We start from the raw sequence: 20,605 nt of genomic DNA on the forward strand, positions 1-20,605 counted from the left end.
TATGGCCAGTGCGATTTCCGCCAACCGCGCCGAACTGCTCGCGATTGCGACAGCCGTTGCCACCGAGAAGATGATCGACAAGGCGATCGTTATCGAGGCGATGGAAGAGGCCATTCAGAAGTCGGCCCGCAACCGCTATGGCGCCGAAAACGACATTCGCGCCAAGCTGGACCCGCGCACCGGCGATCTGCGCCTGTGGCGCGTGGTGGAAGTGGTCGAGCATGTTGACGACTACTTCAAGCAGGTTGACCTGAAGGCGGCGGAAAAGCTGCAGAAGGACGCCAAGATCGGCGACTTCATCGTCGATCCGCTGCCCCCGGTGGATCTGGGCCGCATTGACGCGCAAAGCGCCAAGCAGGTCATCTTCCAGAAGGTGCGCGATGCCGAGCGCGACCGCCAGTATGCCGAGTTCAAGGACCGCGCGGGCGAAATCGTGACGGGCGTGATCAAGTCGGTCGAATTCGGCCATGTGATCGTCAACCTTGGCCGCGCCGAGGGCGTGATCCGCCGTGATCAGCAGATCCCGCGCGAAACCGCCCGCGTTGGTGAGCGCGTGCGTGCGCTGATCCTCAAGGTCGAGCGTCAGAACCGCGGCCCGCAGATTTTCCTGAGCCGCGCGCATCCCGATTTCATGAAGCGCCTGTTTGCGCAGGAAGTGCCTGAAATCTACGACAACATCATCGAGATCAAGGCCGCCGCCCGCGATCCGGGCAGCCGCGCCAAGATCGGCGTCATCAGCCGCGATTCGAGCATCGACCCGGTCGGCGCCTGCGTCGGCATGAAGGGCAGCCGCGTGCAGGCCGTCGTGCAGGAAATGCAGGGCGAAAAGATCGACATCATCCCCTGGAGCGAAGACACCGCCACCTTTGTGGTGAACGCGCTTCAGCCCGCCACCGTGTCGCGTGTGGTGATCGACGAGGAAGAAGGCCGCATCGAGGTCGTGGTTCCCGACGATCAGCTCAGCCTTGCCATCGGCCGCCGCGGTCAGAACGTGCGTTTGGCCAGCCAGCTGACCGGCCGTCAGATCGACATCATGACCGAGGCCGAGGCGAGCGAAAAGCGCCAGAAGGAATTCGCCGAAAAGTCCAAGCTGTTCGAGGAAGAGCTGGATGTCGATGAAACCCTCTCGCAGCTCTTGGTGGCCGAGGGCTTCAGCGAGCTGGAGGAAGTCGCCTATATCGAAATCGCCGAACTGGCGCAGATCGAAGGCTTCGACGAAGAGCTGGCCGAAGAGCTCCAGAATCGCGCGCAGGAAGCGCTCGACCGCCGCGAGGAGGCCGCCCGTCAGGAGCGCCGCGCGCTGGGCGTCGAGGATGCGCTGGCCGAACTGCCGCATCTGAATGAAACCATGCTGGTCACGCTGGGCAAGGCGGGGATCAAGACGCTCGACGATCTGGCCGATCTGGCCACCGACGAACTGATCGCCAAGAAGCGCGCCAATGACCAGCGCCGTCGCAATGACAAGCGCGACGACAAGCGTGATGAAAAGCGCGAGGAAGTCAGCCGTGGTGGCGTTCTGGGCGAATATGGCCTGAGCGAGGAACAGGGCAACGAGATCATCATGGCCGCGCGCGCGCACTGGTTCACCGACGAGGAACCGGAAGTAGACGGGGGAGCCGCCGATGCGGATTCCTCGCAATGAGCGCGTAAGCTCCGACATTGCTGACGCCGGGCCGGAAAGGAAATGCATCCTTTCCGGCGAGGTGGCCCCGCGCGATGCGCTGATCCGTCTGGCGATTTCGCCCGATGGGCCTGATGGGGTCGCCTTTGTCGCCCCCGATGCTCTGGCCAAGGCGCCGGGGCGCGGGGCGTGGATCGGCGTGCGCAAGGATGAACTGGTGCAGGCCATGGCCAAGGGGCGTCTGAAGGGCGCTCTGGCGCGGGCCTACAAGGGCGCGAAGATTGCCATTCCCGATGACCTGCCCGAAAGGATCGAGGCCGCTTTGACGCGTGCCTTTACCGACCGGCTGGGGCTGGAAATGCGCAGCGGGCGCCTGCTGGTCGGCTCGGACCGCATCGCCGAAAACGCGCGCATGGGGCGGGTTGCATGGCTGGCCCATGCCGCCGATGCGGGCGAGGATGGCAATCGCAAGCTGGATCAGGCCTGGCGCGTGGGCAGGGAAACCGAGGGCAGTGGTGAAAAGGGTGATACCTTGCCACTGGACCGGGCGGCCCTGTCTGTGGCATTGGGCCGCGACAATGTCGTGCATCTGGCGTTGACCGACCGGGCATCGGCCGAAAGGCTGGCCCCCTTGCTCGCGCGCCTGAATCACTATCTTGCCAAAGATAATCAAGGCTTTGGTGGCGATGCCGCCGAACCGGACGCACATCATGATGACGCCGACGACTGCGAGTCGCCGGCTGAGACGAATTGAGACTGAAGGGCTGTTTGAACCGATGACCGATAGCAATGACAAACCGACACTGGGCCGCAAGCCGCTGGGGCTGAAGCGCTCGGTGGAAGCGGGCGAAGTCAAGCAGACCTTCAGCCACGGCCGCACCAACAAGGTGGTGGTTGAAGTGAAACGCCGCAAGGTGATCCCGGGCAAGCCGGGCGAGGGTGGGCAGGGCGTGGAAGCGCCTGCGGCCGCTCCTGCTCCTGCGCCCGCTCCTGTGGCCCAGCCCGCGCGTCCGCCTCTGCCGCCCGTGCGCCCCGCGCCCGTGGCCGCAAGCCGCGAAACGCGTCAGGAAATGCAGGCCCGTCTGCTGCGTGAGGCCGAGGAAGCCCGTCTGGCCGCCAGCGAAGCGGCAACGCGCCGTGAGCAGGAAGAAAAGGCCCGCCAGATCGAGGAAGAGCGCCGCCGCGCCGAAGAAAACCGCCGCGCCGCCGAGGCTGCCGCTGCACCTGCGCCGGTGGTTCAGGAAGCGCCCAAGGTTGAGGAAGCGCCCGCTCCGGCTGCTCCTGCGGTTGAGGCTGCGCCTGCGCCCGCTCCTGCCGCTCCGGTTCAGGTTGAGGCGCCCAAGGCCGCGCCGGTGGAAGAAAAGCCCGCAGCCCCTGCGCCGCGCCGCTTTACCCCGGTGCAGTCGCCTGCGCCCGCGCCGCGTCGCCCCGAGGCTGCTGCGCCTGCGGCCAAGAAGCCCGCGCCCAGCCGCGACCGCAAGGCCGCCGATGAGCGCCGTGGGGGCAAGCTGACCGTCAACCGCGCGCTGAACGAGGACGAGGGCGCCCGCGCCCGTTCGCTGGCCGCGCTCAAGCGCGCCCGCGAAAAGGAACGCCGCGCCCACTTTGGCGGTCAGTATCAGCAGCGTGAAAAGCAGGTGCGCGATGTTATCGTGCCCGAGGCGATCACGGTGCAGGAACTGGCCAACCGTATGGCCGAAAAGGCCGCCGATCTGGTCAAGTCGCTCTTCAAGATGGGCATGGTGGTGACGCTCAACCACACCATCGATCAGGACACGGCGGAACTGTTGGTCGAGGAATTCGGCCACAACATCCAGCGCGTTTCGGAAAGCGATGTTGATATCGACACCACCGTTGACGTGGACGCCGATGAAACGCTCAAGACCCGTCCGCCGGTGGTGGCGATCATGGGCCACGTCGACCATGGCAAGACCTCGCTGCTCGACGCGCTGCGCGGCACGGACGTGGTGCGCGGCGAAGCCGGCGGCATCACGCAGCATATCGGCGCCTATCAGATCAAGACCAAGGGTGGCGATCTGGTGACGTTCCTCGATACGCCGGGCCACGAGGCTTTCACCGAGATGCGTATGCGCGGGGCCAATGTCACCGACATCGTCATTCTGGTCGTGGCCGGCGACGACGGTCTGATGCCGCAGACGATCGAGGCGATCAACCACACCAAGGCGGCCGGCGTGCCGATGATCGTGGCGATCACCAAGAGCGACAAGCCCGAATTCAACCCGCAGAAGATCCGCGAACGCCTGCTCGAACATGAAATCATTGTCGAGCAGATGTCGGGTGACGTTCAGGACGTGGAAGTTTCGGCCAAGACCGGCGCGGGCCTTCAGGACCTGATCGACAAGATCCTGCTGCAGGCCGAACTGATGGAACTGAAGGCGAACCCGGATCGCGCGGCCGAGGCCACCGTGATCGAGGCCAAGCTGGACAAGGGCAAGGGGCCGCTGGCCACCGTCCTGATCAACCGCGGTACGCTCAAGGTCGGCGACATCTTCGTGGTCGGCACCCAGTCGGGCCGCGTGCGCGCCATGCTGGACGACAAGGGGCGTCAGGTGAAGCAGGCTCCGCCCTCGCTGCCGGTTGAGGTTCTGGGCCTTGGCGGCGTGCCGATGGCCGGTGACACGCTGACCGTGGTCGAAAGCGAAGCGCGCGCCCGCGAAGTGGCGGCCTTCCGTCAGGAACAGGCCACCGCCAAGCGCACGACTTCGGCGCCCTCGAGCCTTGAAAACATGTTCTCGGCTCTGGCCGCCAAGCAGTCGGTGATCGAATATCCGATCGTCGTGAAGGCGGACGTGCAGGGCTCGGTCGAAGCCATCGTCAACGCGCTCAACCGCCTCTCGAACGATGAGATCAAGCTCAAGGTTCTGGCCAGCGGCGTGGGCGCGATCACCGAAAGCGACGTCAATCTGGCGGCCGCATCAGGCGCGCCGATCGTGGGCTTCAACGTCCGTCCCAATGCCAAGGCGCGCGAGATCATCGAACGCTTCAAGGTGCGGATGAAGTATTTCGACGTCATCTATCACCTCACCGACGACATCGCCAAGGAAATGGCGGGCGTTTGGGGGCCGGAGCGGATCGAAACCGTGGTCGGCCGCGCCGAGGTCAAGGAAGTGTTCCCGGCGGGCAAGCACAACAAGGCGGCCGGTCTGCTGGTCGTCGAGGGCTATATCAAGAAGGGTCTGCACACCCGTCTTACCCGCAACGACGTCATCGTCTCCAAGACCACCGTGGCCTCGCTGCGCCGGTTCAAGGACGATGTGGCCGAGGTCCGCGCCGGTTTGGAATGCGGCGTGGTGCTCGAGGCCACCAACGATGTGAAGGCGGGCGATATGCTCGAAGTCTTCGAAGTCGAGATGCGCGAGCGCACGCTCTGATTCTTTGACGGATCGACGAAGAAAAGGGCGGCTTCCCGATCAGGGAGGCCGCCCTTTTCCGTGTCTGAGACCCGCCCGGCCGGTGGGAAAGGGGGCAGGGGGGAACGGCCCCTGCCATGTTTCCATTATTGGGCCAAAGCGGGTTCAGGGTCGGGCGATGCGCAAGGCACCGTCCTGAGAGGTTTAACGGATGGCGCCGACGATGACGCTGGCCACGATGCCGGTGGTGATGGCCACCAGCACGGCGTCATTGCCGCTGCGCACCCACTGATAACCGCGCGGGGGCGGGCCAAGGCGGCGATAGCGGTGGTAATCGACCACGGCGTAATTGGGCGCCCGGCGGCGGTCGAAACGCTCGCCCTTGCGGAACTGGACAAAGGCGGGCGGGCGATGGCCCTGAGGTCCACGATAGTCGTGACCGCCCCGGTTGTCGGGTCCGCGATGGTCGCCCGGGGCGTCATGCCTGCCCGGCTGCGCCAGAGCGGGGGCCGAGGGGGCCAGCAGGGCTGCGGCCAGCACCAGCGCGATGGGGGTCTTCATGATGTTTCTCCTGTGGGAAGAGTTGAACTCTTCAATGTCCCTTTCTTACAATGGCCTAATGCGCGGGAACCTGAACGGTGCCGGTCATTCTTGTGTTAAATTGTCGCATGGCCGATGGAGGATGACGCAAACGAAAAGGCCCGCCTTGACCATGCAAGGCGGGCCGTGGCCGGCGCGCGGGCGTGGCCGATCAGCGCATCGCGCCCACGATCACGCTGGCCACGATGCCGCTGGTGATGCCGATCAGCAGGGCGTCATCGCCGCTGCGCACCCAGCGATAACCGCGCGGGGGCGGGCGCAGGCGGTGCCAGCGGCGGTAATCGTTGATGATGACATAATTGGGCGCGCGTTCGGCATAGAAGCGCTCGCCGCGGCGGAACTGGCGCCAACCGGGCTGGGGCGCCCAACCGTGGCCGCCGTGCCATTGAGGGCCGCGACCGCCATGGCGGCCATGGTCCCAATGGCCCCGCCCGCCGCGCCCATGATCAGGGTCGGCCGAGGCAACCGTGGGGGCAAGAATCAGCGCACAGAGCGCCATTCCGATAAATTTACGCATCCGTTCCTCCTTGGAGGCGTTGAAATTGCCGGGCCAGGCCCGATTTCAATACCGCTCCAGACATAGAAGTCATTGCCAAGCGATGCGTTCCATGAGCAAAGCAAATTCACGACGGGCCGGTATGATCCGGCGACAGATTTGACGAGATATTATGGCACGCCACCAAACTTCCACCCCCGAAAACCGCTCGGTCCGCCTGCTCAAGGTGGGCGAGCAGGTGCGGCATGTGATTTCCGACCTGTTGACGCGCCAGATGGTGCATGACGACGTGCTGACCGCCCATTCGGTCAGCGTCACCGAGGTCCGCATGAGCCCGGATCTGCGCCACGCGACGGTCTTTGTGAAACCGCTGCTGGGCGAGGATGAGGAGATTGTGCTGAAAGCCCTGCGCACGAACATCGCCTTTTTCCAGAAAGAGGTCGCGGGCAAGCTGAAGCTGAAATATGCGGCCAAGATCAAGTTTCTGCCCGATGAAAGCTTTGACGAGGCGAGCCGGATCGACGCGCTGCTGGCCGATCCGCGCGTGCGGCGCGATATCGGTGAGCATGGGGATGAGCAGGGGGACGGCGAGTAAGCCCGCCCGATGGCCAAGCTCTATTTCTACTATGCCAGCATGAATGCGGGCAAATCGACCACGCTGCTTCAGGCCGATTTCAACTATCGCGAGCGCGGCATGGCCACGATGCTGTGGACGGCGGCGCTGGACCATCGCGGGGGCGATCACGCGATTGAGAGCCGGATCGGGCTGGCGGCGGATGCGCATCGGTTTGCGGCCGAGACGGACATTCACGGCGCGGTGATGGCCGCGCATCGGACCGCGCCGCTCTCCTGCGTGCTGATCGACGAGGCGCAGTTCCTTTCCGCCGATCAGGTGTGGCAGGCCGCGCGCATTGCCGACGAGGGCGGAATTCCGGTCCTGTGCTATGGTCTTCGCACCGATTTTCAGGGTGAGCTGTTTCCCGGATCGGCAGCCTTGCTGGGCATTGCCGATGCTTTGGTGGAGTTGAAGGCGGTGTGCCATTGCGGGCGCAAGGCGACGATGAACCTGCGCGTGGACGCGGCGGGCCATGCGGTGATCGAGGGTGCGCAGACCGAGATCGGCGGGAATGACCGCTATGTTGCCCTGTGCCGACGGCATTTCACGCAGGCGCGGCGCGCGGGCTGATGGATATGATGTCTGTTCTGGGCTTTGCCGGGCTGGTCGTGCCGTTGGTTGTGGCCATCGTGTTTCACGAGGTGGCGCATGGGCTGGCGGCGCGCGCATTGGGCGATCCTACGGCGGACGAGGCCAAAAGGCTGAGCCTCAACCCGCTGCGCCACGTTGATCTGGTGGGCACGATCCTGCTGCCGGGGATGCTCGCTCTGGCCAAATTGCCGGTGTTCGGCTGGGCCAAACCGGTGCCGGTCAACAAATGGCGGCTGCGCAATCCGCGCGTGGGCATGATGATCGTGGCGGCGGCGGGGCCGGTTTCGAACATCGTGATGGCGGTGCTGGGCGCGCTGCTGCTGGGCGCGATGGCGCATCTGCCGCAGGCGATGGGCGTGCAGGTAGCGGCCGAGATGCTGTTGGCCTTTATTCAGATCAATCTGTTTCTGGCGCTGTTCAACCTGCTGCCGATTCCGCCCTTTGACGGTTCGCATATTGTGGAGGGGCTTTTGCCCCAAAAGGCGGCGGTGTTTTATGCGCGGTTTCGCCGTCTGGGCTTTGCGCTGGTGCTGGTTCTGCTGGTGGTCTTGCCGCAACTGGTGCCGGGGTTCGATCTGGTGGACCGTTGGGTGGGGCCACCGTTTGACTGGGCCTATCGACAGGTCCTCACGCTCGCGCGTCTGGTGATGGGAGGATAGGGCGATGAGCGTCCACGGCTGGATCATTCTCGACAAGCCTCTGGAGCTTGGCAGCACGCAGGCCGTCAGAGCGGTCAAGCGCAACCTGCGGCAGGCGGGTTATAACATGAAGCTGAAAGGCGGGATCAAGGTGGGCCATGGCGGCACGCTGGACCCGCTGGCCAGCGGGATTTTGCCGATTGCGCTGGGCGAGGCCACGAAATTGACGGGGCGGATGCTGGATGCGTCCAAGACCTATGATTTCACGGTGAAGTTCGGCGAGGAGACGGAAACGCTCGATCTTGAGGGCAAGGTGGTGGCGGTAAGCGATTTGCGGCCCATTGCGGCGGAAATCGCCGCAGTGTTGCCCAGCTTTACCGGGCCTATCGAGCAGGTGCCGCCCGCCTATTCGGCGCTGATGATCGATGGGGTGCGCGCCTATGACCGCGCGCGCCGGGGCGAGGCGGTGGATATGCCCACACGTGCCGTCACGATCCATGCGCTCGATCTGATCGATGCGGGCGAGGATTGGGCCACTCTGCGCGCCCATGTGTCGAAGGGCACCTATATCCGAAGTCTGGCGCGCGACATTGCCTTGGCGCTGGGGACACGAGGTTCGGTAACGATGTTGCGGCGGCTGTCGGCGGGGCCGTTTACGCTGGATCACGCGATTTCGCTGGACTCCTTGAACGAAATCGGTCAGGGGGCGCCGCTTGAAACTAAACTTCTGCCGCTAGAGGCAGGGCTGGTCGACATCCCGGCTCTTTCCCTCACGCCCCAGCAGGCAGGGGCGGTCCGTCAGGGCCGCGTTCTTTTGGGGCAGCCCTATCCCGACGGGCTTTATCTGGCGCGGCTTGGCAATGTGCCTGTCGCGCTGATGATGCTTGAAGGGGGCTCGGCCAAGGTCGAGCGGGGGTTCAACCTTTCGGATGTCGCGGAGTAGAGACTATGACGATTACCGCTGAAAAGAAGCAGGAACTGATCGCTGACAACGCCCAGCACGCTGGCGACACCGGTTCGCCCGAAGTGCAGGTTGCGATCCTGACCACGCGCATTGTCAACCTCACCGAACACTTCAAGACCCACGCGAAGGACAACCACTCGCGTCGCGGTCTGCTTCAGCTGGTCAACAAGCGTCGCACGCTGCTGGCCTATCTGAAGAAGAAGGATGTGGCGCGTTACAACGCTCTCATCGCCAAGCTGGGCCTGCGTAAGTAAGCCAGGTTTGAGAAGCGCCCCCACGCGGGGCGCTTCGCTTATGTGGACAGGGCGGTTGCTGATGGATCAGCGCTGCCCTTTCTGCTATGCAGCGCCTGATTTGTACGACGCGCCCCATCCGGGGCGGTTTGCATTTCATGGGTATGCTTGATTTTGGGGCTTTTTCCGCAATTCGGCGGAGGCCTTTGGGGCATGAACAAATAGCCCCGCACCGCACCGGGCGGCTATCCCGGCAGCAAATCCTGTGTGGCAATAGGGCCATGCGGGCTGAAGGATACAAGATGTTCGACGTTAAGACCGTATCGCTGGAGTGGGGCGGAAAGACCCTCACCCTCGAAACCGGCCGTATCGCCCGTCAGGCTGACGGCGCTGTTCTGGCCACCTATGGCGAAACCGTGGTGCTTTGCGCCGTGACTGCCGCCAAGTCGGTGAAGGAAGGCCAGGACTTCTTCCCGCTGACCGTCCACTATCAGGAAAAGTTTTCGGCTGCAGGCCGTATTCCCGGTGGTTTCTTCAAGCGCGAGCGCGGCGCGACGGAAAAGGAAACGCTGGTTTCCCGTCTGATCGACCGTCCGGTCCGCCCGCTGTTCCCCGAAGGTTTCTATAACGAAATCAACGTCATCGCTCAGGTGATGAGCTATGACGGCGAAACCGAACCCGATATCGTCGCGATGATCGCCGCCTCGGCCGCGCTGACCATTTCGGGCGTGCCTTTCATGGGCCCCATCGGCGCGGTGCGCGTGGGCTTCAAGGATGGCGAATATCAGCTCAACCCGTCGATGTCGCAGGTGGCTGAAGGCCGTCTCGACCTCGTGGTCGCCGCCACCGGCAATGCCGTGATGATGGTGGAATCGGAAGCCAAGGAACTCTCGGAAGACGAGATGCTGGGCGCCGTGATGTTTGCGCATGATGAATGCCGCAAGGTGGTGAACGCCATCATCGATCTGGCCGAAAAGGCCGCCAAGGAGCCTTGGGAAATCGACCTGTCGGACAACACCGCCGACATGAAGGCCAAGCTCAAGAAGCTGGTGGGCAAGGACATCGCTGCTGCCTATAAGCTGACCGACAAGTCGGCCCGCTCGAACGCGCTCAATGAAGTGCGCGCCAAGGCCAAGGCCGCCTATGCCGACGAATCGCCCCAGACCCAGATGGTCGCCATCAAGGTGACCAAGAAGCTGGAAGCCGAAATCGTGCGCACCGCCATCCTCAAGGACGGCAAGCGTATCGACGGGCGCACCACCACGCAGATCCGCCCGATCGAATCGATGGTCGGCTTCCTGCCCCGCACCCATGGTTCGGCGCTGTTCACGCGCGGTGAAACGCAGTCGATCTGCACCACCACGCTGGGCACCAAGGACGCCGAGCAGATGATCGACGGTCTTGATGGCCTGTCGTATCAAAACTTCATGCTGCACTATAACTTCCCCCCCTATTCGGTGGGTGAAGTGGGCCGCTTCGGCGCCCCCGGTCGCCGCGAAGTGGGCCACGGCAAGCTGGCATGGCGCGCGCTGCACCCGGTGCTGCCCGCCAAGGAAGACTTCCCCTACACGATCCGCGTTCTCTCGGACATCACCGAGTCGAACGGTTCGTCCTCAATGGCCACCGTCTGCGGCGGTTCGCTCTCGATGATGGACGCCGGTGTGCCGCTGGTGCGTCCGGTTTCGGGCATCGCCATGGGCCTGATCCTTGAAGGCGACGAGTTCACCGTGCTGTCCGACATTCTGGGTGATGAAGATCACCTGGGCGACATGGACTTCAAGGTGGCCGGCACGTCTGAAGGCATCACCACGATGCAGATGGACATCAAGGTCGCGGGCATCACGCAGGAAATCATGGCGCAGGCTCTGGCTCAGGCCAAGGAAGGCCGCGCGCATATCCTGGGCGAAATGCTCAAGGCCTTGGGTGAAGCGCGCACCGAACTGTCGGCGCATGCTCCGCGCATCGAAACCATCAGCATCGACAAGTCGAAGATCCGTGACGTCATCGGCACGGGCGGCAAGGTGATCCGCGAGATCGTGGCCACCACGGGTGCCAAGGTCGACATTGATGATGAAGGCATCATCAAGATCTCGTCGAGCGATCTGGGCCAGATCGAGGCCGCCAAGGCCTGGATTCTGGGCATTGTGGAAGAAGCCGAAGTCGGCAAGGTCTACAAGGGCAAGGTCGTCAACATCGTCGATTTCGGCGCTTTCGTGAACTTCATGGGCGGCAAGGACGGTCTGGTCCACGTGTCGGAAATGAAGAACGAGCGCGTGGAAAAGCCGACCGACGTTGTGAAGGAAGGCCAGGAAGTCTTCGTCAAGGTCCTCGAGATCGACCAGCGCGGCAAGGTCCGCCTGTCGATGCGCGTCGTCGATCAGGAAACCGGCGCCGAGCTGGAAGACACCCGTCCGCCCCGCGAACCGCGCGAACCGCGTGGTGAAGGCCGTGGCGACCGTGGCGGCGACCGCCGTCCGCGCGGCGGCGACCGCGACCGTGGTCCGCGCCGCGAAGGCGGCCGCGATGGTGGCCGTGACCGTGGCCCGCGCCGTGACCGTGAAGAGGGGGGCAACCCCGATCACATGCCGGCTTTCCTGAAGTCGGAAGACTGATCTGATACATGGGGAAGGGCGCCCCAAGCGCTCTCCCTTCGGATCAAAGAAAAGGCCCGTCTCCAGCGATGGAGGCGGGCCTTCTTCTTGGTGGGGCAACCAAGAAGTGGGTTTTATTTGCTGACAGGGCGGTTTCGCGCCCGTTCCTCCGGCGAGGGTTCGGCCACGATCACGCGGTTTCGTCCTTCGGCTTTGGCCCGATACAAGGCGCGGTCGGCGGCGCGCAGCGCGGCGCGCGAATCGGCAAAGGAAAACACATCGGCAATCCCGGCCGAAAACGTGACCTTGCCGATGGGCATATCGGTGGCGCGGTTGACCATCCGCCGTTCCGCAAGAGCCGCGCGCGCATCGTCGAGCAATTCCCACGCCTGATGCAGCGAACGCCCGCGCAGCAGGACGACAAATTCCTCGCCCCCATGGCGCGCCACATGGCAGCGGTCATCGGAAATCCGTGTCAGCGCCGAGGCCACATTGCGCAGCACCCGGTCGCCCGCTTCATGACCATGTTCGTCATTGATGCGCTTGAAATTGTCGATATCGCAAAAGGCCACCGCCAGTTGATCGCCTGCATCGCGCGCGCCGGCAAATTCGGCGGCAAAGCGATGCTCAAAGGCGCGCCGGTTGGGCAGGCCGGTCAGGTGGTCCTCCTCGGCGCTGCGGCGGGCCTGTTCGAGGCTGCGGCGCAGGGCGCGGGTTTCCAGCATCGAGCGCGCCATATCCCTTTCCAGACTGGCGGTGCGCTCGAGCATGGTGCGCGCGATGGAGACCAGTTCCTGCACCAGTTCGCCCGTATTGGCCGCCACATTGGCAGGCTTCATTTCCTCCAGCCCGTCGACATGGGCCGAAAGCGCATCGCCATATTCGCTGGCGGCCGTTTTGGCGGCGGTGCTGGTTCGGTCGAAGGCCTCGATGTTTGATTCGAGGCGGTTCATCAGCCGGTTAAGAAATTCGCTCTGATCACTGCCGTTCTCGCGCAGGATCAGTTCGATCCATTCCAGCGTCAGGGGCTGGCGCGACTGGATGCGCTGATCGATGCTGCGCGTCATCGAGCCATCGCCGCCGGTCAGGTAATTATGCGCCACGCCCAGCGTGATCGGGTTGATCTCCAGATCGTGGGCCAGAAGAAAATCGGCGATGTCGGTCAGCAACTGGCTGCGGGCCAGATGGCGCGGATCAAGCATGACCGCGGTATCGGGGCTTTCATCCTCCTGCGGCCTATCCTCTTCGCGGCCGGCCCCCCTCAGCCAGCCAAGCAGCCCTTTGGACGGGCGCCGCGAAAGATTCGGGTCATGCGAGGTCATCGGCGCATTCTAGCGCAGGCCTATGGAAAGCCTGTTGCCGCTTTGCACCGGATATTTACGCAGATCGCGGATTAAGGCTTGGCCGGGGCGGGATCGTCGTGAAACACCGTGGCGCCGGGGGGCAGTTTCGACCAGTCGGCGGGCGTGACGCAGCAATAATTGCCGCTGCGATGGGCGATGTTCTGCAGAAAAGGCGGCAGCCGTTTGCAGCGCATCAGGATGCCGTCGCTGTTCTGCGCCGCCAGATAGGCGACCGGATCATTGATCGAGCCCCGGAAATGGCGCGGCAGCACGGCCAGTTCGTGATCGGGCATCCGGCTCTGCATATAGGCGAAATAGGTGACATCATCGAGTAGCAGATGGCGCGCCTCGCGCGGCATGGGCAGGTTGCATTGCCGCGCCGCGCCCATGATATCCTTATACGAGGCGTGATAGCCGAACACAGGCACCGACCAGGGATGCCAGGGCAGCCAGTCACGTCGCTGGGCATCATCGATCAGGCGCGGCCCATACAGGCCCGAAACCAGCACGATCGAGAGCAGCATCAGCGGCCCGATCGCCAGCGCCAGCGTGCTGGTCCAGCGGCGCAGCCCCTCCCAGCGGTGGGGGCTGGCCATGGCCAGAATGATCGCCAGCATCAGCAGCGGCAGGACAAAGCTGGATTCGTAAGGGTTGCGGTCATACTGGCTGACGCACCAGATCGACACCGCGCCCAGCAGCATCAGCGCAATCACCGGCTCGGGCGGTATCACCTTTTCGCGCCACATATTGCGCACGCCGCCCACAAAGCTGATGATCGCGGCCAGCAGGGCAGTGGCCCAGATGATCGTCATGCCCCCACGCCAGCCACTCATTTCGTCATCGCTGACCATGCCCACAGGCAGCCACATCGAGCGCGGGCTGACCGCGGGCGCGGCCTTGTCGATATAGGCGGAGAGCTTGTAGTTCTGCAGAACCTTGAGCACCAGTTGCGTCTTGCTGATCGTGCCCATGTCGAGCTGACCGGCAAGGTTGTTGCGGGCATGCAGCTTGGCAATGACGGGATCGGCGGGGCATTCCACGCGGTTGATCCAATATTTCGCCGCGCTGCCCGTGGCCAGCAGCAGCAGGACGATCGCCACGCCGCGCGCAAACAGGGCGCGCCGCCCGCGACTGGCAAAGATGATGCAGGCGGCAAAGGCAGGCACCACCAGCACCGCCTTGAAATGATAGGACATGGCGATCATCGCCAGCGCCAGAATGGTCAGCGAGCGGCGCCATGCGGTGCCGGGGCTGGCGGTGGCGTTGGTATAGGCGATGCCGTTGAACGGAGCGAACAGATTGCCCGGCGAGCGCCAGCCTGCACTGGCAATCAACACGGCGGCGGTGGCGGCCAGAAAGATCGGCTGTTCCGGACGGCTCCACACCAGGAGCAGCGGCATCACGCCCAGACCCATCAGCGACGAGGCGATGATCGCCAGCGAATGGCGCTCGTCCGAACTGCGCCCGATCTGTTTGACCAGACGCAGCACCATGACGATAAACACAATCGCATAGCCCACGCCCGAAACGCGCACGAACAGCGGATCGGGAAAGCGCGTGTTGAAAAAGGCCGAATACCAGCGCACCGGCCACATGAAAAAGGGCGGCACGGCCAGCGTGTTGGGCCCGCAATTTTCCGAATAGAGTTTGTCCAGCCCGTCGAGCCACGCCCGTTCCTGAAGCCGCCATCCGATTTCGTCGGAATAGACCGGCAGAAACATCCCCGCGACCAGCGCGATCAGCAATCCTGCCACCACCACACGGCGCAGATTGGGAAACAGTCTGGTGTGATCAAGCGTCATGGAAACGGTGCGCGCCCCAAAAATTGCGGTTTGGATGTGGCCAAATGCAACAGGGCGCGCAAGTGGCCGATCATGCCACTTGCGCGCCCATGCTGTTCAACAGGAACTTATCGCACGCGCGGATTGCCAAAAGGCAGCGGCGGGGGTGGGCGGCGATGGCCACGCGGCAATTGCGCCTGATAGGCGCGGCCGCAATGTTCGACGCAATAGGGGAAACCGGGGTTCACCTTCTCGCCGCAGAAATGGAAATCCGGTTCGCCCGGATGGCCCATCGGCCAGCGGCAGATACGGTCGTTGAGATCCAGCAGGCTGGTCTTGTCGGCAATATCGGCGCTGGGCTTGGCGGGCACCAGACGGCGCGGCGGGGCGGGGGGAATGGGGGCCTGCTGTTCGCCCGGACCCTGACGGAGAAAGCCGCCGGGGCCGACCGAGACGATGCGCGGGGCAGGCGGGGCCGCCGGAGCATCGCCCGAAGGCGCGGCGGGCGCGGCGGCAACCGGCGCGGGGGGCGGGGCCACCGGCGCGGCGGGCGCCGGACGCGGAGCGGGGGTCGCAGCGCGGGGCGCGGGCGCTTCGACCGGGGCGGGGCGCGGCGGCGGGGCGGCCTGAACCGGGGCGGGCGCGGCTTCCTCGTGGCGATCATTCGACTTGACCGGGCTGGGGCGGGCTTTCAGCCCAAGACGGTGCGCCTTGCCGATCACGGCATTGCGCGACACGCCGCCCAATTCCTCTGCGATCTGGCTGGCGGTGGCGCCGCCTTCCCACATGCGGGTCAGTTTGTCGATGCGTTCTTCGGTCCAGCTCATGCGTGCCTTGCTGCCTTTTATCCTGAAATCTTCCGCTCGCCCTAATGTGGGGTGATTGAAAGCGCGGCGCAAGTCTTGCCAGCCCGCGCGCTACCCGATAGTCGGGCAAGCATGGCCGATCAACCCCGCAATGCCGCCCAGACCGCCGCAATCACCGATGATTCGCAGGTTCGCCCCCGTTTGAGGCAATTTCCTGTTCAAGGAGAGCCGCTGATCCATGGCATCAACCGCCTTGGCCTGTGGACTCTCTATATGAAAGAGGTGCGCCGCTTCATCAAGGTGCAGACCCAGACCATCTGGGCGCCGGCAGTGACGACTCTGCTGTTTCTGGTGATTTTCACCGTGGCGATGGGGCGCGGCGGGCGGATGGTGCTGGGGGTGAATTTCGCCACCTTTGTCGCGCCGGGCCTGATCATGATGGGCATGATGAACAATGCGTTCCAGAATGCCTCGTTCAGCTTCCTTGCGGGCAAGATCCAGGGCACGATTGTGGACTTCCTGACCCCGCCTCTGACGGCGGCCGAGTTGATGGCCGGGATGATTGCCGGGGCGATGACGCGCGGCATTCTGGTCGGGCTGGCGCTGGCAGGCGCCATGCTGCTGTGGCCGGGGGTGACGCTGGGCGTGGCCCATCCGTGGGCGGTGGTGTGGTTCGGGCTGATGGGCACGATGCTGCTCTCGCTGATCGGGCTGTTGTCCTCGGTCTGGGCGGAAAAGTTCGATCATAATGCTGCCGTCACCAATTTCGTGGTTCAGCCTCTGGCGCTGCTTTCGGGCACGTTTTATGTCATCGACAATCTTTCTCCGGCGTTTCAGTCGGTCAGCCGGGTTAACCCGTTCTTCTATGTGATTTCGGGTTTCCGCTTCGGCTTTCTGGGGCAAAGCGACATTGGCGCGACCAATCAGGCGGTGCTGCATGGCGCGCTGGGTCTGGCCGCGCTCAATGCGGTGATTGGCGTTGTGACCTATCTCGTGCTGAAATCGGGGTGGAAGCTCAAGGGCTGATCCTGTCGGCCAAGCCGGGCAACAAAAAACCCGCCGGGGCGCTCCTCGGCGGGTTTTTGTTTCCGTGGCGCTCCGGCCTCAGTGGCTCAACCCGGCGCGCAGCCTGTAGCGGGCCCCGTCAAACGGCTCGAACACCTGCGGCAGGGCAGGGTGCTCGACGGGATCGCCGCCTGTGTCGCGGATCAGGTTCTGTTGGCTGACATAGGCGATATAGCTGTCCTCCTCGCTCTCTGCAAAGAGGTGGTAATAGGGCTGGTCGCGGTCGGGGCGCAGCTCTTGCGGGATGGATTCGTACCATTCCTCGCTGTTGGCGAACACCGGATCGATATCGAACACCACGCCGCGAAAATCATGGTCGCGGTGGCGTACAACATCGCCGATGGCAAAGCGGGCTCGTGCGGCGCGGGGTACGTCGATCCGACGTCCAGCCTGGGGAGAGAAGAAACTCGTTCTGTCCATGATGGGAAATATAGGCCTGTTGCAGCGCAAAACAAGGCGCCCGTCAGAAAATCCACAATCATGTGAAATTAGGGCTTGGCAAGGTATGATTCGTTGGCTAGAGGGCGGCTCCCGACCGGGACGAAGCCCTTGCGGTTTCATCCAAAACCTCTGCGGAGAGGTGGCAGAGTGGTCAAATGCACCGCACTCGAAATGCGGCATACTCGTGAGGGTATCCAGGGTTCGAATCCCTGCCTCTCCGCCACACACCCCTCCAGAGGGGTGCGCAGCAGTCCACTCGGATTGACGTTTTCTCTTCAAAACCGACACTTAACGGCCTGAGGCGACCATGGTCGTCCATACGCCTCCATGCATGGCGTGGGTTCGATTCGTGGTCTCGGCGTTTGGAAAACGTGGTTCGGAGATGGCCATGCCCCGCGACGCAAAAATTCGTGCGGCAAAGCCTCGCGACAAGGTCGGCAAACTGACCGACAGCCACCGGCTTTACCTACTGTTGCGGCCGACCGGCTCCAAATGTTGATTAGCGCGGAGAATTGCCCCAGACTATGGGCTGTCGGTCGTCAATCAAGCCCGGATCAACCAGCGTTTGCAGCAATGCATGCCATATGCCCTGCTCAGCCCAACGGTGGCAGCGGACATAGGCGCAAGGTTCATTTGCCCCGGTCTTTGCGCATGTCCCGCCTTGGGCAACCGATCCGCAGGACATGCAGCATGGCGTTTAGGAAGGTCCTATGGTCGCCCGCCACACGGCAATGGCGTCTCCGCTCGGATGGCAAAGCGGCCCGATCAGATACCATTTCTCATCCGTCAAATCGCCTCGGCCGATCATAGCCTCCCGCAAAAAACGCTGAATCAGACTGCAACGCCATTGGAAATCCCTTTGGTCAACATGGATCAGGCGGCTGGCTTGCCGCTGGTTTGCGCCTTGGCATGGAGGCGGCATCTTCACGCTCATCGGGTGTTCATTTGCGGTCTGAATACCCACACAGTGCAAAGGCCAATGGTGGAGAAGTCGCGTGCCCGTTATCAGCTATCGATCCTATGGTGATCGCTCCGATCCGCAGCAGATCCGCATCACCGTGCCCGGCTGGGCGGGCGCGTCCGAACAACGTGTCGACGGCAGCCACGAACAGCCCTGGCACTGTATCCCTTTTTCAGAAAGCGCGCGTTACGGCGTGGAACTGCTCTATCCCTTCGACCCGGAGCTTCGCGTGCGCTCGGTCGACGGCAAAGTCGTGCTGGAGGCGGATTGGGGCGCCCCGCCCGAAGAAGGAGCGATGTGGCCGCCGTTCCGCGCCTTTGGCGAGGACTATTATTCCTATCAACTCTCGCTCGATCTGGCCGCGCCGCCGGGATGGGCGATCCGTTGTGAACCGCACCCTCGATTTTTCACCGATGCAACCAACGCGACCCCACTTGCCGTTCCGGCGCTGATCCGCAGCGAGTGGTGGCCGATGATCAATTTCTGCATCTTCAAGGCCCCGCCGCCCGGGACCACCCACGTATTTCGCAAGGGCGAGCCTTTCATCAGCTTCATCTGCATTCCTGCCGAGCCTGACCTTGAATTGCAGGCGATGGGGCGCGAAGAGGCCGCGCAGCGGGAAATGCGATCGCGCCGCCTGTCGGCAAGCCGCGATGCTCTGGCCGAGGGGACGCGCTGGCTGTCCTCGACGAACACCGTGTTTGACGGGACCTATCGCAACATGGCGAGGGCGGCCCGCGCTCACGCCAAGCAGAAACGCGGTGAGTAGCCGCTCTGGCGGGGCAGGAGGCGCTGGCTGAACTTGGGATGTCAGACGGGTTCAGCGATGGGTCAAGGCCAGTCCATTATCCCTGCTTGTGTTGCCAGTGAAGCGGAAGCCCCCGGCTTTCCGCGTCGTGACGCAAGGAGCAAGCGTATGACCGGAAAAACCCACATTCTTTCAGGCGCAGCGGCATTGGCGATTGCCGCCTCCGCCTTCGCCGCCCCGCCCGCCTTTGCGGCCCCGGTGCCGCCTGCCGCGTCCTATGCCGATCTGTTCGAGCCGGTGCCGGATGCAGCGGCCCGGCTGAACGCCGCAGACGCTGCCGCAGCGTCCCAGCCGCGCATGATCGAGGCCCAGTATTGGCGGGACGACGGCCGCTACTATCACCACCATCATCACCATCACCACCATCATCACAGCGCGCGCTGGTTCTATGATAATGGCTATGTGTGGAGCGGATGGGGCTGGGTCCCGCGGCCGGTGTACCACCATCACCACCATCACCACCATCACCACCATCACCACCATCATCATCACCATCACCAATATTATCGCTGGTGATTGCGATGGGCTCGCGCCCTGCCGGGGGTGCGGGCCGCCCGCTTTGACACGCCAATATCTACTGCGGTTTGGTGGGGCCCGAATGGACCCGGCACCTGACTGACGGCGAACAGTCGCACCGATCAGGCAGTGGCGGTGATGATTTCCACGCGCGCCGGCATCCAGACGGCGCCATCGCGCAAGTTGGCGGCGCAAACTGCGGTCATACGGTCATGGGCCTCGGCCTGTTCGCGGGCTCCGGCGTCGGCCAGCGGCCCGGCCGCAGACGAGGATGCAAGTAGAAATTCCGCTGCCGCATCGGGCGTCATCCCGCCGCCGACCTGCAGGTCGCCGCGCCAGGTCTTGGCGGCGCAATCGCGAAACCCGGCGGCGTCCAGCAGCGCGATCAACCTTGATGGATCGCCATAGCGGCAGGGCCCGGGCGCATCCGGGTCGGGCTGGGGCAGATCGATCACCGCCGCCACCGCATCGCGCACACTGGCCATAAAGGCCACCTCTTTGCCGGGCCCCCAAACCGCGAAAGCCAGCTTGCCGCCCGGCCGCAGCCAGTGGTGCAGATTGGCAAAGGCAAGTTCCGGCGCCTCGAAGAACATGACCCCGAAGCGCGATGCGAGGCGATCGAACTTTTCCGCAGGCCGGAAACTGGCGACATCGGCAAGGGTGAAGCGCGCGATGCTGCCCGCACGGGCTTTGGCCGCCTCGACAAGATCCGGCGAAATGTCAAAACCCTCGATCGTGCTGCCGGGCGTGGCGGCGGCAATGGCGCGCGTTGTGGCGCCGCCGCCCGCCCCGATCTCCGCGATCCGTAAATGCCCGGCAAGATCGAGCGCGGCGATCAACGGGGCATTGATCGGTGCAAGCATCGCCTCCATCGGATCGAGTTGGTCGCGCCATTTCACGCCGCGCGTTTCGGCCCAGGTTTGACTGGATGGAGATTGGGTGTCCGCCATCATATGACCTCGTCGAAGTTGGCCCCCGTGATATGGGCGGCGCTGTGATAAGTCCAGACCGGCGTTTGGGGGCCATGGCGCATCCTGCCCCGTCAAAGGTGGGTGCGAGAGCCTTGCAGGCCATTGCAGGCTCATTGCAAGTTCCGGACAAGTGTTTCGGATCCGATATATAGAAAACTTGACATGCCGTTCATTTTTTTGTTGGTCTCACCC

Annotated in this window: 19 protein-coding genes and 1 tRNA gene; 13 read left to right on the plus strand and 7 right to left on the minus strand. The window is 63.7% G+C overall.

Annotated elements, in window-relative coordinates:
* Window position 1: 1 nt before the first annotated feature.
* The 3 genes from nusA to infB are packed head-to-tail and all read left to right on the plus strand — an operon-like array spanning window position 2 to window position 5,013.
* Window positions 2-1,642: a transcription termination factor NusA gene (gene nusA / locus PQ457_RS04540; protein WP_273618579.1), complete on the plus strand. Its 1,641-nt coding sequence runs from the start codon at window positions 2-4 to the stop codon at window positions 1,640-1,642.
* A complete protein-coding gene (locus PQ457_RS04545) occupies window positions 1,623-2,375 on the plus strand; it encodes a DUF448 domain-containing protein (RefSeq protein ID WP_273618580.1) in 753 nt (250 codons plus the stop codon). The genes nusA and PQ457_RS04545 overlap by 20 nt, the downstream gene beginning before the upstream one ends.
* A 22-nt stretch (window positions 2,376-2,397) precedes the next feature.
* The gene (gene infB, locus PQ457_RS04550) at window positions 2,398-5,013 is read left to right on the plus strand and encodes a translation initiation factor IF-2 (RefSeq protein WP_273618581.1); all 2,616 of its coding nucleotides are present in this window, start codon (window positions 2,398-2,400) and stop codon (window positions 5,011-5,013) included.
* Window positions 5,014-5,196: 183 nt separating this feature from the next.
* Here the strand turns inward: infB and PQ457_RS04555 are convergent, their stop codons facing one another.
* Entirely contained in the window at window positions 5,197-5,553 is a 357-nt protein-coding gene (locus tag PQ457_RS04555; RefSeq protein WP_273618582.1) for an RcnB family protein, read from the minus strand.
* A 190-nt stretch (window positions 5,554-5,743) separates the two neighbouring features.
* Window positions 5,744-6,109 (minus strand): RcnB family protein, encoded by a 366-nt coding sequence (locus tag PQ457_RS04560; RefSeq protein ID WP_273618583.1) that lies wholly within the window; start codon window positions 6,107-6,109, stop codon window positions 5,744-5,746.
* A gap of 151 nt (window positions 6,110-6,260) precedes the next feature.
* Here PQ457_RS04560 and rbfA point away from each other — a divergent pair, with 151 nt between their 5' ends.
* The 6 genes from rbfA to pnp all read left to right on the plus strand — a co-directional run bounded on the left by rbfA (window position 6,261) and on the right by pnp (window position 11,742).
* Window positions 6,261-6,683: a 30S ribosome-binding factor RbfA gene (rbfA, locus tag PQ457_RS04565; protein WP_273618584.1), complete on the plus strand. Its 423-nt coding sequence runs from the start codon at window positions 6,261-6,263 to the stop codon at window positions 6,681-6,683.
* Between the two features lie 9 nt (window positions 6,684-6,692).
* Window positions 6,693-7,274 (plus strand): thymidine kinase, encoded by a 582-nt coding sequence (locus PQ457_RS04570; protein ID WP_273618585.1) that lies wholly within the window; start codon window positions 6,693-6,695, stop codon window positions 7,272-7,274.
* Between the two features lie 5 nt (window positions 7,275-7,279).
* The gene (locus PQ457_RS04575; RefSeq protein WP_273619246.1) at window positions 7,280-7,954 is read left to right on the plus strand and encodes a site-2 protease family protein; all 675 of its coding nucleotides are present in this window, start codon (window positions 7,280-7,282) and stop codon (window positions 7,952-7,954) included.
* Window positions 7,955-7,958: 4 nt separating this feature from the next.
* Window positions 7,959-8,876 carry a tRNA pseudouridine(55) synthase TruB gene (gene truB, locus PQ457_RS04580; RefSeq protein ID WP_273618586.1) on the plus strand — a complete coding sequence of 306 codons (918 nt, stop codon included), beginning with the start codon at window positions 7,959-7,961 and terminating at the stop codon, window positions 8,874-8,876.
* 5 nt (window positions 8,877-8,881) lie between these two features.
* Window positions 8,882-9,151: a 30S ribosomal protein S15 gene (gene rpsO, locus PQ457_RS04585; protein ID WP_168602441.1), complete on the plus strand. Its 270-nt coding sequence runs from the start codon at window positions 8,882-8,884 to the stop codon at window positions 9,149-9,151.
* Between the two features lie 281 nt (window positions 9,152-9,432).
* On the plus strand, window positions 9,433-11,742 hold the full coding sequence (gene pnp, locus PQ457_RS04590; RefSeq protein ID WP_273618587.1) for a polyribonucleotide nucleotidyltransferase: 2,310 nt from the start codon (window positions 9,433-9,435) through the stop codon (window positions 11,740-11,742).
* A gap of 113 nt (window positions 11,743-11,855) precedes the next feature.
* On the opposite strand, the gene PQ457_RS04595 is transcribed toward pnp, so the two are convergent.
* The 3 genes from PQ457_RS04595 to PQ457_RS04605 all read right to left on the minus strand — a co-directional run bounded on the left by PQ457_RS04595 (window position 11,856) and on the right by PQ457_RS04605 (window position 15,672).
* Window positions 11,856-13,043: a GGDEF domain-containing protein gene (locus tag PQ457_RS04595; protein ID WP_273618588.1), complete on the minus strand. Its 1,188-nt coding sequence runs from the start codon at window positions 13,041-13,043 to the stop codon at window positions 11,856-11,858.
* 71 nt (window positions 13,044-13,114) lie between these two features.
* Window positions 13,115-14,866, minus strand: coding sequence for a hypothetical protein (locus PQ457_RS04600; protein ID WP_273618589.1), 1,752 nt, complete (start codon window positions 14,864-14,866; stop codon window positions 13,115-13,117).
* Between the two features lie 107 nt (window positions 14,867-14,973).
* Window positions 14,974-15,672 (minus strand): GcrA family cell cycle regulator, encoded by a 699-nt coding sequence (locus PQ457_RS04605; RefSeq protein ID WP_273618590.1) that lies wholly within the window; start codon window positions 15,670-15,672, stop codon window positions 14,974-14,976.
* Between the two features lie 111 nt (window positions 15,673-15,783).
* Between PQ457_RS04605 and PQ457_RS04610 the strand changes: the two genes are divergently transcribed.
* Window positions 15,784-16,677 (plus strand): ABC transporter permease, encoded by an 894-nt coding sequence (locus PQ457_RS04610; RefSeq protein ID WP_273618591.1) that lies wholly within the window; start codon window positions 15,784-15,786, stop codon window positions 16,675-16,677.
* Window positions 16,678-16,755: 78 nt separating this feature from the next.
* Here the strand turns inward: PQ457_RS04610 and hspQ are convergent, their stop codons facing one another.
* On the minus strand, window positions 16,756-17,136 hold the full coding sequence (hspQ, locus tag PQ457_RS04615; protein WP_273618592.1) for a heat shock protein HspQ: 381 nt from the start codon (window positions 17,134-17,136) through the stop codon (window positions 16,756-16,758).
* 154 nt (window positions 17,137-17,290) lie between these two features.
* Between hspQ and PQ457_RS04620 the strand changes: the two genes are divergently transcribed.
* The 3 genes from PQ457_RS04620 to PQ457_RS04630 all read left to right on the plus strand — a co-directional run bounded on the left by PQ457_RS04620 (window position 17,291) and on the right by PQ457_RS04630 (window position 19,442).
* A tRNA-Ser gene (locus PQ457_RS04620) sits at window positions 17,291-17,380 on the plus strand.
* 772 nt (window positions 17,381-18,152) lie between these two features.
* A complete protein-coding gene (locus PQ457_RS04625) occupies window positions 18,153-18,887 on the plus strand; it encodes a hypothetical protein (RefSeq protein WP_273618593.1) in 735 nt (244 codons plus the stop codon).
* A gap of 147 nt (window positions 18,888-19,034) precedes the next feature.
* On the plus strand, window positions 19,035-19,442 hold the full coding sequence (locus PQ457_RS04630; RefSeq protein ID WP_273618594.1) for a hypothetical protein: 408 nt from the start codon (window positions 19,035-19,037) through the stop codon (window positions 19,440-19,442).
* Window positions 19,443-19,564: 122 nt separating this feature from the next.
* Here PQ457_RS04630 and PQ457_RS04635 read toward each other — a convergent pair whose 3' ends face one another.
* Window positions 19,565-20,341, minus strand: a complete 777-nt coding sequence (locus tag PQ457_RS04635; RefSeq protein ID WP_273618595.1) for a class I SAM-dependent methyltransferase — start codon at window positions 20,339-20,341, stop codon at window positions 19,565-19,567.
* Window positions 20,342-20,605 lie beyond the last annotated feature (264 nt).

It is taken from the genome of Novosphingobium humi, assembly GCF_028607105.1.
Classification (GTDB): Bacteria; Pseudomonadota; Alphaproteobacteria; order Sphingomonadales; family Sphingomonadaceae; genus Novosphingobium; species Novosphingobium humi.

Excerpts from the sequence above, each read along its gene's own strand:
- nusA (WP_273618579.1), top strand. The coding sequence starts at position 2 with ATGGCCAGTGCGATTTCCGCCAACCGCGCCGAACTGCTCGCGATTGCG.
- PQ457_RS04545 (WP_273618580.1), top strand. The coding sequence starts at position 1,623 with ATGCGGATTCCTCGCAATGAGCGCGTAAGCTCCGACATTGCTGACGCC.
- infB (WP_273618581.1), top strand. The coding sequence starts at position 2,398 with ATGACCGATAGCAATGACAAACCGACACTGGGCCGCAAGCCGCTGGGG.
- PQ457_RS04555 (WP_273618582.1), bottom strand. The coding sequence starts at position 5,553 with ATGAAGACCCCCATCGCGCTGGTGCTGGCCGCAGCCCTGCTGGCCCCC.
- PQ457_RS04560 (WP_273618583.1), bottom strand. The coding sequence starts at position 6,109 with ATGCGTAAATTTATCGGAATGGCGCTCTGTGCGCTGATTCTTGCCCCC.
- rbfA (WP_273618584.1), top strand. The coding sequence starts at position 6,261 with ATGGCACGCCACCAAACTTCCACCCCCGAAAACCGCTCGGTCCGCCTG.
- PQ457_RS04570 (WP_273618585.1), top strand. The coding sequence starts at position 6,693 with ATGGCCAAGCTCTATTTCTACTATGCCAGCATGAATGCGGGCAAATCG.
- PQ457_RS04575 (WP_273619246.1), top strand. The coding sequence starts at position 7,280 with ATGATGTCTGTTCTGGGCTTTGCCGGGCTGGTCGTGCCGTTGGTTGTG.
- truB (WP_273618586.1), top strand. The coding sequence starts at position 7,959 with ATGAGCGTCCACGGCTGGATCATTCTCGACAAGCCTCTGGAGCTTGGC.
- rpsO (WP_168602441.1), top strand. The coding sequence starts at position 8,882 with ATGACGATTACCGCTGAAAAGAAGCAGGAACTGATCGCTGACAACGCC.
- pnp (WP_273618587.1), top strand. The coding sequence starts at position 9,433 with ATGTTCGACGTTAAGACCGTATCGCTGGAGTGGGGCGGAAAGACCCTC.
- PQ457_RS04595 (WP_273618588.1), bottom strand. The coding sequence starts at position 13,043 with ATGACCTCGCATGACCCGAATCTTTCGCGGCGCCCGTCCAAAGGGCTG.
- PQ457_RS04600 (WP_273618589.1), bottom strand. The coding sequence starts at position 14,866 with ATGACGCTTGATCACACCAGACTGTTTCCCAATCTGCGCCGTGTGGTG.
- PQ457_RS04605 (WP_273618590.1), bottom strand. The coding sequence starts at position 15,672 with ATGAGCTGGACCGAAGAACGCATCGACAAACTGACCCGCATGTGGGAA.
- PQ457_RS04610 (WP_273618591.1), top strand. The coding sequence starts at position 15,784 with ATGGCCGATCAACCCCGCAATGCCGCCCAGACCGCCGCAATCACCGAT.
- hspQ (WP_273618592.1), bottom strand. The coding sequence starts at position 17,136 with ATGGACAGAACGAGTTTCTTCTCTCCCCAGGCTGGACGTCGGATCGAC.
- PQ457_RS04630 (WP_273618594.1), top strand. The coding sequence starts at position 19,035 with ATGACCGGAAAAACCCACATTCTTTCAGGCGCAGCGGCATTGGCGATT.